Source organism: Proteiniphilum sp., assembly GCF_034331125.1.
GTDB lineage: Bacteria > Bacteroidota > Bacteroidia > Bacteroidales > Dysgonomonadaceae > Proteiniphilum > Proteiniphilum saccharofermentans.
Window position 1 is genome coordinate 1 of sequence record NZ_JAXQGC010000021.1, and the last position, 9256, is coordinate 9256.

A 9256-nucleotide genomic window follows, 5' to 3' on the forward strand; every position below is an offset into this window, starting at 1 on the left:
ATTTCCCTTCTATTTCTTTGTCAATGGTTTGAGGGAAGTGCGAAACATGAGTAAAGACAAACAGTCATTTTCTTTCCTTCCGATTTACGGCTTGATCGCCTCAAAGCCACTGTTGGTCGATAAAATAGGAGAGTTCATCTATTTCTTTTGTGGAAACCTGACGACTATGCTATTTTTGTTGCGAATTCAAATGTACAATTTGAATTTAAAAAATGGAGGTTGATATAATTCTTCTTTCCGGATGAATCGGTTAAGTGAATGTTAGAAAAGAATATTTTTATCATATGAAAAAGATTTGTTTTTTGGTGATGGCTGTTTTATTCCCTGCTTTCTCATGTATGCTGCAGGCACAGACAAACAGTTCCATATCGGGAAAGTTGATAGAGAAAGAAACGGAAGAGCCGGTGCCGATGGCCAATATACGTGTACTCCAGCAGGCAGACAGCAGTTTTGTTACAGGGAAAGCTTCCGATGATAAGGGGCTGTTTACAATACCGATAAAAAACGGATCCTATATTCTACATATTTCTTACATCGGCTATAACGACATATTTCGGAATGTGGAGGTGACCTCATCCAATCCGAATGTGAAATTGGGTAATATAGCGATGGAAAACGACAATATCTTACTGTCGGAGACTGTGGTCACTGCCAAAGCACCGGAAATTGCAGTACGGGGTGATACGTTGGAATATAATGCCGATTCTTATAAAGTGACCGAAAGCGCAGTAGTGGAAGACCTGTTGAAGAAGATGCCCGGTGTGGAGATTGACAGCGAAGGGAAGATCACCGTAAACGGAAAGCAAATCACTAAAATACTGGTCGATGGAGAGGAATTCTTCAGCAACGACCCAAAAGTAGCTTCTAAAAATCTCCCGGCTAAGATGGTGGAGAAGCTGCAGGTGCTTGAGAGAAAAACAGAGATGGCACAGATGACCGGGTTCGACGACGGTGAAGAAGAGAATGTGATCAACCTGCTGGTGCGTCCCGGCATGAAAGAAGGTCTGTTTGGTAATGCCTTCGCAGGATATGGAAGCAAAGACCGCTATGAAGCCAATGGTATGGTTAATTACATGAAGGATAAAGATCAGTATACCTTTCTTGGAGGTATTAATAATACCAATAATGCCGGATTTTCCGATCTGGCAGGAGCCATGTTCGGCAGTATGGGCGGCCGGGGAGGCAGAGGCCGGATGTTTGGGGCAAGAGACGGTATATCCACCTCATTGAATATGGGGGGTAATTTCAGTACCCAACTCTCTTCCAGATTCAAGATCGGAGGTAATGTGCGATACGGATCTACTGATACCGATGTACAGTCGGATGTGTTCACCCAAAATATCCTCAGTGCAGGAAACACCCTGGAAAATGAAAGCAACCGGTCAAATAACAGGAGCCGGAATTTTAATATGGACCTCAGGATGGAATGGAATCCTGATGATGCCACCACCATTATTTTCCGGCCGAATGTGGCGTTCTATAACAACAATCGCGACGAAACAGGGGATTTCCATACCCGGAATGAACTGTCGGGTGATACCATCAATTATGGTAATTCCGAATATTTTTCAGAAGGGAATGGAAAAGATTATGGAGGAAATCTGGATATAAGCCGTCAGTTGGGAAAAGAGGGACGGATATTGAGCGCCCAGTTACGTGCCAATAGAGGCGAATCAGAAAATACCGGTACCAGCGTCTCAGGCACCTTTTATAACGGAACCCGCCCCGATGATCTTATCGACCAGCGCTTCACGAACACAAGCGACAACACCTCCTGGCGGGTTTACCTCTCTTATGTGGAACCGATAGGCAGAAATAACTTCCTGCAGCTGGCATATGAGTACGGTCAGAATGTATCGGAATCAGATAAGGATACGCGCACCCAGGATGAGTTTGGAGAATACACCGTACTTGATTCAACCTACAGCAAACGGCTTGAAAATAATTTCGTGAATCAGGAGATTGAGCTGAATTTCAGGTCGGTAAGAGAGAATTACGACTATATGTTCGGTGTCTCAATGGAACCGTCCAGTTCCCGCAGTAAAACATTTATCGGAACAGACATGATACACGACACCAAACAGGATGTACTCAATTTTGCTCCCATGGCACAGCTCAATTATCGCTGGAGCCGTACGCACAATCTCCGTCTGCGGTACTGGGGACGCACTGAGCAACCATCGGTAACACAGCTCTCACCTGTGATTGATGTTTCCGACCCGCTGAATATCCGCTATGGTAATCCCGATCTCAAGCCTTCCTTCCAACACCGGTTCAATGTACGTTACCAACGTTCGAATCCGGAAAAGGCCAGCTCCTTGTCGGCGTACCTGAATGGAGCATACATGACGAATGATATAGTGTCGGCAACTATCACCGATGTGACCACAGGGCGTAAGGAAGCCACTTACCGTAACGTATCGGGAAACTGGAATACCGATGCACGCGTGATCTTCAATGTGCCGTTGAAAAATATCAAGTTCTCCATTTTCTCGATGTCATTCGCAAGATATAACCAGGGATACGGATACTCTAAATCGATTTCCGGAGAGGATGCACCAAAAGAGTTTACCGCTGAAGATAAGAATACGAACAGGCAGATATCATTGATGGAAGCACTTGGGTTGAACTACCGTTCAGACCAGTTCGACTTCTCTATCCGCGGTAATGTCAATTTCAACAATGTTACCAACAGTCTCGAAGGACAGATCGACCAGCAATATCTGAACTATGGCGGAAGCGCTACCACTGCGATTTATCTGCCGTGGGATCTGACATTGGAAAGCGATATCAATTACTCCACCAACTCAGGTTATACCGACGGTTTTGAGCAAAACGAATGGCTGTGGAACGCTTCCTTACAGAAGACGTTATTTAAACAAAAGAACGGCACCATCCGTTTTAAAATATATGATATCCTGCAACAACGCAGTAATATCAGCAGAAGTGTAACATCCAACTATATACAAGACACGACCACTAATACGCTTACAAGTTATTTCATGGTGCATTTCGTGTATAGGTTCAATATATTTAAAGGCGGTGTCACACAAGAAGATATGATGCCTCAGAGAAGAGGCTTTGGAGGTCCTGGAAGAGGTCCAGGTCCCGGCGGACCGGGTGGTCCTATTTAATAGGATTTGAACTTTTTCGTTGAATTAAATGAGCAAAGGATAATTTTGCTTCTGCTGAGAATTGAAAACGACTAAGGTAAGTCTAATGAAACTGAACGGCTATTAATTGCAGGATAATGGATGAACTGTTAAAGTCAAAACAAAGAGGAGCATGGAACAATGTGCTTATGCACATATTACTGTGGGGGGTGATTTTCATTCTCCCCTACTTTTTTATGGATTCCGAACGTATATTTTACTGGCAGTCCTTCATGCGGTCGCTCCCTGAGTTACTGGGATTCATGCTGGTATTTTACCTCAACTATTTCCTGCTGATCGATAAGCTCTTGTATAAAGGGAAGACCAAACGGTTCATCCTCTACAACCTGCTGCTTATTATAGCGGTGGCATTCCTGATGCATTACGGACGGGACCTGATTGAAACCCTTATACCGGAACTGAGGCCAAGAAGGCGCATGAAACGGGGTGGGGGTAGAGGTTGGAGTAACAATATGCAGCTCCTGTTGCTGGTAAGAAACTCTACGTGGTTGTTTTTGATGGCAGGATTGAGTGTAGCGTTGAAGATGACCGTTCGTTGGTTTGAAGTGGACAACGAGCGGAAAGAGTTGGAGAAAGCAAAGTCGGATGCGGAGCTGCAAAACCTCAAGAACCAGATCAATCCCCATTTCCTGCTGAATACACTGAACAATATTTATGCGCTGATAGAATTCGATCCTCCTAAGGCACAACAAGCTGTGGTGGATTTGAGTAAGATGTTGCGCCACCTGCTTTACGAAAATAACCAGACTTTCGTCCCCCTTCGCCAGGAAGCCACATTTATGCGTAATTACATTGAGCTGATGCGGATACGTCTGCCTGACAATGTGAAACTGACAACTGATTTTTCTTATTCCGAATCCGGAAATACGCTTATTTCTCCCTTAATTTTTATATCTTTGATTGAAAATGCATTCAAGCATGGTATCAGCGGGGAAAAGCCCTCGTTTATCAATATCTCGCTCAGAGAGTATCCCGATGGAAAAGTGGAGTTTGTCTCCCGGAACAGTTACTTCCCGAAATCGGAATCCGATAAGAGTGGGAGCGGTATCGGGCTCGAACTGGTGAAGAAAAAACTGGAGCTGCTTTATCCCGACAATTATCAATGGAAGACCTCTATTGAAGACGATGTTTATACAACCATGCTTTTGATCGATACAAAAAAACAGTCGAATGATACTCAATTGTTGGATCGTGGATGATGAACCATTGGCGCTATCGCTTCTGGAGTCGTATGTACAGAAAACCTCTTTCCTGAAACTGACGGGCAAATACAGCAATGCGTTGTCGGCCATGAAACATTTTGCAGATGAGAAGGTAGACCTTCTTTTCCTTGATATTCAGATGCCTGAAGTGAATGGAATGGAGTTTGCCCGTGTTATCGGTGACCATACCCGGATTATTTTTACCACTGCTTTCAGTGAATATGCCCTGGAAGGATACAAGGTAAATGCCCTCGATTATCTTCTAAAACCCTTTTCTTTTGCCGATTTCCTTACCGCCGCGAAAAAGGCGTTGAATTGGTTTGAAATGACTGATAAGAAAATGGTGACCGAAACAGTACAGGAAAATTCCGGGATTTTTGTGAAATCAGATTACAAGTTGTTGCATGTACTGTTTGACGATATCCTCTATATCGAAGGTTTAAAAGATTATGTGAAAATATATACTGAAAGCCACCCAAAACCTATCTTGTCACTGATAAGCCTTAAAGCGTTAGAAGAAGACCTCCCCTCAGAGCGCTTTATGCGTGTCCACCGTTCATATATCATCCACAAAAATAAGATATCCAGTATCAATAAAAGCCGTATTACCATTGGCGAAAAACAGATACCGATGGGGGATACTTATCGCAAACAGTTTATGTCGCTGATAGGAAGATAAGGCGATAGAATAAATTGAACGGAAATAAAAAAGAGAGCAAACCAACAGGTGATTCGCCCTCCTTTATCTTATTCTTAATGCCGATCTGAATTCTCAATCAACACTTCACATATTAATATTTAATATTCTGTTTTTCAGTATTATAAAATACTTAAACAGTTCTTACGAAAGGTATGCGGTAAGCATCCAGACAGTTTTTTCCTGTTCTGAAATATAGTCGCTCATCAGCGCCACGGTACCTTCGTCGCTCCCTTCCGAAGCATTTTCCAATATTTCACGTTCCAGAGCAATCAGCACTTTCAGTGAGTCGAGGATCTCTTTCACGATCTCTTTTGACTTGGTTGCCACGCCGGTCTCTTTGATGGCCGATACTTTGAGGTATTCACTGAAGTTGTGTGCAGGTGTGCCGCTCAACATCAGGATGCGTTCAGCCACTTCATCCACCTTTTCGGCAGTGTCATCATAATACTCTTCGTATTTTGCGTGTGCGCCGAAAAACTCGATACCTTTTACATTCCAGTGGTATCCGCGGAGGTTGGTGTAGTAAACCTGCAGGCTGGCCAGTAATTTCTGTAAGCCGTCCACTGTCTTTTCTGTACTTTTTGGATCTAATCCTAAATAATCTAATGTTTTCATAATTTTTTTGTTTAACTGTATTGTCGTTATAATTGTGGCAAATTTACAAAATAGTATGCTATTCACCAATTTTTTCATTATTATACTCTCGGGAAATCTCCTTCTAATACCGGTCTTGTCTATCTAAACGAAGTTTGACGTGGCAACTGTGGGATCATATTCTACGAATCCGGTCGTCGAATGCCGTCAAAGCCGCTTTGGCGCCTTCTCCCATGGAGATGATGATCTGCTTGTAAGGAACCGTGGTTACGTCTCCCGCGGCATAGATCCCGGGCACATTGGTTCGTGCGCGTTCATCGATCTCTATCTCGCCAAAACGGTTGGTATTTACCACATCCCTGAATGCCGCGCTATTGGGCGCCAAACCGATCTGTACAAATACCCCGTCGAGATCCACAAAGCGCTCCTCTTCGGTCTTGCGGTCTTTTACCTTCATTCCAATGACTTTCTCTCCGTTGTTGATCACTTCGGTGGTCTGTGAGTGGAGGAAGATATCTACGTTGGGCAGGCTTTTCACCTTTTCCTGCAAAACCTTGTCGGCTTTCAATTCATCCAGAAACTCAAAGACAGTGACATGGGTGCAAATCCCTGCCAGGTCGATAGCCGCCTCGATACCGGAATTACCCCCGCCTACCACGGCTACACGTTTACCCTTATAGAACGGACCATCACAATGGGGGCAGAAAGCTACACCCTTTCCGATAAAATCGGCTTCTCCGGGTACGTTCAGCCTGCGCCAGCTTGCTCCTGTAGCGATGATCAAGGCAGGTGCGGTAAATATCTCACCGGTCCGGGCGGTAATCACCTTTTGGCCGTTTTCCACCTTTACATTTTCCACCGAACGGTTCTCAAAAATATCAATCGGATATTCCTTCATGTGGTTTTTGAGGTCATCCGAAAGTTTAGGGCCTGTTGTCTGGGGAATCGAGATAAGGTTTTCTATCCCTCCCGTCTCATTGACCTGTCCGCCCACACGTTCAGCAATCACAGCCACTTTCAGTCCCTTGCGGGCGCTGTACACAGCCGCTGATGAACCGGCAGGGCCGCCACCCACCACAACCACATCGTATTCGCGGACGGGTTGTTCTTCGGTTTCGGATGTCTCCGTACCGTAATGTGCTTCGAGTTTTGCCAGCAGTTCGCCGAAATTACTACGGCCTACATGCAGCAATTCGCCATCGGCAAAAACTGCCGGAACACCCTGCAAGTCCAAAGCATCGGCCTCTTCCTTGTAGATGGCGCCATCCACCGCTTCGTGGGTAATATGCGGGTTAAGCACCGCCATGGCGTTCAGCGACTGTACCACATCCGGACAATTGGTGCAGGTAAGCGACATATAAGTCGTCAAATGGATATCCCCCTTCAACGATTTCAATTTCTTTGTGACGAATTCATCAGGCAGATTTTTACCTTTGCCGTCAGCATTCAATACGGCCAGTAACAATGAGGTGAACTCATGACCGTTGGGTATGGCGCGGAACCGGATGCCGGTCTTTTCTCCGTTCTTCAGTATATCAAAAGCAAGGGCTTCACCGGGATTCACTTTCACAGTCAAGTGATCCGAAACCGATGCTACGTCGTTGAGTAGTTCGAGCAGCTGTCCACGGTTCGGATGATTCTCACTGACCGAAACATCGAATGTGTAATCATTACCGAGTTCCGCGAAGATGCCCCGTAGTTGTTCTATTAATGATGTGTCTAACATAATGTGTAAATAAAAAGACAGGTAACCCGTAGTTTGTAATTCACTACAGGTTACCCGTCAGTAGTGATTGTATATTAAATTTTTCCGACCAGGTCAATGCTGGGTTTCAATGTCTCCTGGCCTTCCTGCCATTTAGCGGGACATACTTCACCGTCGTGGGTGGCTACGAACTGGGCGGCTTTCACCTTGCGCACCAGCTCTTCAGCGTTACGACCGATGCCATTATCGTGGATTTCGGCAATCTTGATCTTTCCGGAAGGATCTACTACAAAAGTACCCCTGTAGGCAACACCTTCTTCTTCCACCATCACGCCGAATGCGCGGGAGAGGAGTCCGGTAGGATCTGCCAGCATAGGATATTTGATTTTGCGGATGCTGTCGGATGCATCGTGCCATGCTTTGTGGGTGTAATGCTTGTCGGTACTTACCGAATAAACTTCCACGCCCATTTTCTGCAGTTCTTCGTATTTTTCAGCTACGTCCACCAATTCGGTAGGGCATACGAATGTAAAGTCTGCGGGATAAAAGAAAAAAATCGCCCATTTACCCAATACATCGTTGTGGGTTACTGTTTTGAACTCGCCTTCGTGGTAGGCTTCTACTTTAAACTCTGTCAGTTGTGAATTGATAATTGAAGTCATAATTTTTTCTATTTTGTTTTTGTTATATAATTAGATGTTTCTTATATGGTTTTCTTCTGAATACCGGGTGAAAACTTGTTTTAAAAACCCTTCGAACCGGTTTTCCTTCGTTCGTGCTACAAAGATAGATAAAGATTTTATTTATTGAAATACATCCTTGATTGATTGTGTTTATATGGTATTGGCTAAAGTTTTGACTTTGGACAAGACTTCTGATAAATATGAGATTAAATTAGATAGCTTGGCTTACAGATTCGGCATAAATATCCATTATAACATCTGACGGAATATTCAGTATATAACATATTTGACTGGCTATTTTTAAAGAGGGCTCGGCTCTTCCGACAATAAAATCGTTAATTCTGGAAGGGCTGATCCCGAGTATGGCTGCCAGGTTTTTTTGCGTCATTCCTTTTTCTCCCAGCGCGTTTTTAATCAATATGCCTATGGTCGGTTTCCCAATGGGGAAGTGTTCTGTTTCATATTCCTCAACAATATCCGACACAATCGTTAATTCTATCAGATTCTTATCTGTAACCGGAGTATTGCCATCTACCAGAGGTAAAAGTTCCTCGATCCTTGCAAGGGCAAATTCGTATTGTGCTTTGCTGATTTTATTCATAATTCATTTTCTTAAATAGTTGAACAGTCTATTTTATTGTACTCTTCATGTGTACCCACAAAACGGATAAACATAGTTCTCACTTGAAACAGAATGATAGTAACAATCCTGTACTTATTACCTTTGATGTTAAATACATAATGGTCATTGCCTACATAGTCCGTTTTCGGATAAACTGCTTTTAGCTCTGGGAGATTTTTCCACTGAGCTTTTCTAACCGTTGCATACCAGCACTCAAGTGCATCCTTCGAATCTTCACATCCTTTTCTTTCATAAAAAATCCGTAGTGTCTTGTGTGCTATAATTACCATCTCCCTGTCATTGTATTAACTCTACAAAGATTGATAAATTATTTTGATATTCAAAATAAAATGCCGGAATAAATTTGAATTTTAATATTTCACCATTATGGGAAAGGTCGTTTAGAGTAGTTTATTTACATATTCTACAAAGGTTCCGGATATTTAATAGGATCTTCTATATGGTCTGATTTCAGATGAAAGCATCGCGGCTATTCTTCTTTAATGATGGATAATCAAATATAATCACTACTGACCGACTAAAATAATTAAAGAAGAATCGGGCTACTCCCGTTTTC

9 protein-coding genes are annotated in these 9256 nt (G+C 43.5%); 4 read left to right on the plus strand and 5 right to left on the minus strand.

Annotated features, from left to right (window positions below; all coding sequences use genetic code 11):
* From U2P89_RS05160 to U2P89_RS05175, 4 genes are all read left to right on the plus strand, one after another.
* Window positions 1-223, plus strand: a 223-nt coding sequence (locus U2P89_RS05160; RefSeq protein ID WP_322190800.1) for a hypothetical protein, incomplete at its 5' end; no start/stop codon positions are given.
* Between the two features lie 61 nt (window positions 224-284).
* Complete coding sequence (locus U2P89_RS05165; protein WP_322190801.1) at window positions 285-3134, plus strand: TonB-dependent receptor; 2850 nt, start codon at window positions 285-287, stop codon at window positions 3132-3134.
* A 116-nt stretch (window positions 3135-3250) separates the two neighbouring features.
* On the plus strand, window positions 3251-4372 hold the full coding sequence (locus tag U2P89_RS05170; RefSeq protein ID WP_322190802.1) for a sensor histidine kinase: 1122 nt from the start codon (window positions 3251-3253) through the stop codon (window positions 4370-4372).
* The gene (locus U2P89_RS05175) at window positions 4344-5054 is read left to right on the plus strand and encodes a LytTR family DNA-binding domain-containing protein (RefSeq protein ID WP_322190803.1); all 711 of its coding nucleotides are present in this window, start codon (window positions 4344-4346) and stop codon (window positions 5052-5054) included. The genes U2P89_RS05170 and U2P89_RS05175 overlap by 29 nt, the downstream gene beginning before the upstream one ends.
* 162 nt (window positions 5055-5216) lie before the next feature.
* On the opposite strand, the gene U2P89_RS05180 is transcribed toward U2P89_RS05175, so the two are convergent.
* From U2P89_RS05180 to U2P89_RS05200, 5 genes are all read right to left on the minus strand, one after another.
* Complete coding sequence (locus U2P89_RS05180) at window positions 5217-5690, minus strand: Dps family protein (RefSeq protein WP_322190804.1); 474 nt, start codon at window positions 5688-5690, stop codon at window positions 5217-5219.
* 154 nt (window positions 5691-5844) lie between these two features.
* On the minus strand, window positions 5845-7395 hold the full coding sequence (gene ahpF, locus U2P89_RS05185) for an alkyl hydroperoxide reductase subunit F (RefSeq protein WP_322190805.1): 1551 nt from the start codon (window positions 7393-7395) through the stop codon (window positions 5845-5847).
* Window positions 7396-7469: 74 nt separating this feature from the next.
* Entirely contained in the window at window positions 7470-8036 is a 567-nt protein-coding gene (gene ahpC, locus U2P89_RS05190) for an alkyl hydroperoxide reductase subunit C (protein WP_322190806.1), read from the minus strand.
* A 232-nt stretch (window positions 8037-8268) separates the two neighbouring features.
* On the minus strand, window positions 8269-8658 hold the full coding sequence (locus U2P89_RS05195) for a helix-turn-helix domain-containing protein (RefSeq protein ID WP_322190807.1): 390 nt from the start codon (window positions 8656-8658) through the stop codon (window positions 8269-8271).
* An 11-nt stretch (window positions 8659-8669) separates the two neighbouring features.
* Window positions 8670-8969, minus strand: coding sequence for a type II toxin-antitoxin system HigB family toxin (locus U2P89_RS05200; RefSeq protein WP_322190808.1), 300 nt, complete (start codon window positions 8967-8969; stop codon window positions 8670-8672).
* Window positions 8970-9256: the final 287 nt, after the last annotated feature.

Bases quoted from the DNA above. Each gene is read 5' to 3' on its own strand.
- U2P89_RS05165 (WP_322190801.1), top strand. From the start codon at position 285: ATGAAAAAGATTTGTTTTTTGGTGATGGCTGTTTTATTCCCTGCTTTC.
- U2P89_RS05170 (WP_322190802.1), top strand. From the start codon at position 3,251: ATGGATGAACTGTTAAAGTCAAAACAAAGAGGAGCATGGAACAATGTG.
- U2P89_RS05175 (WP_322190803.1), top strand. From the start codon at position 4,344: ATGATACTCAATTGTTGGATCGTGGATGATGAACCATTGGCGCTATCG.
- U2P89_RS05180 (WP_322190804.1), bottom strand. From the start codon at position 5,690: ATGAAAACATTAGATTATTTAGGATTAGATCCAAAAAGTACAGAAAAG.
- ahpF (WP_322190805.1), bottom strand. From the start codon at position 7,395: ATGTTAGACACATCATTAATAGAACAACTACGGGGCATCTTCGCGGAA.
- ahpC (WP_322190806.1), bottom strand. From the start codon at position 8,036: ATGACTTCAATTATCAATTCACAACTGACAGAGTTTAAAGTAGAAGCC.
- U2P89_RS05195 (WP_322190807.1), bottom strand. From the start codon at position 8,658: ATGAATAAAATCAGCAAAGCACAATACGAATTTGCCCTTGCAAGGATC.
- U2P89_RS05200 (WP_322190808.1), bottom strand. From the start codon at position 8,969: ATGGTAATTATAGCACACAAGACACTACGGATTTTTTATGAAAGAAAA.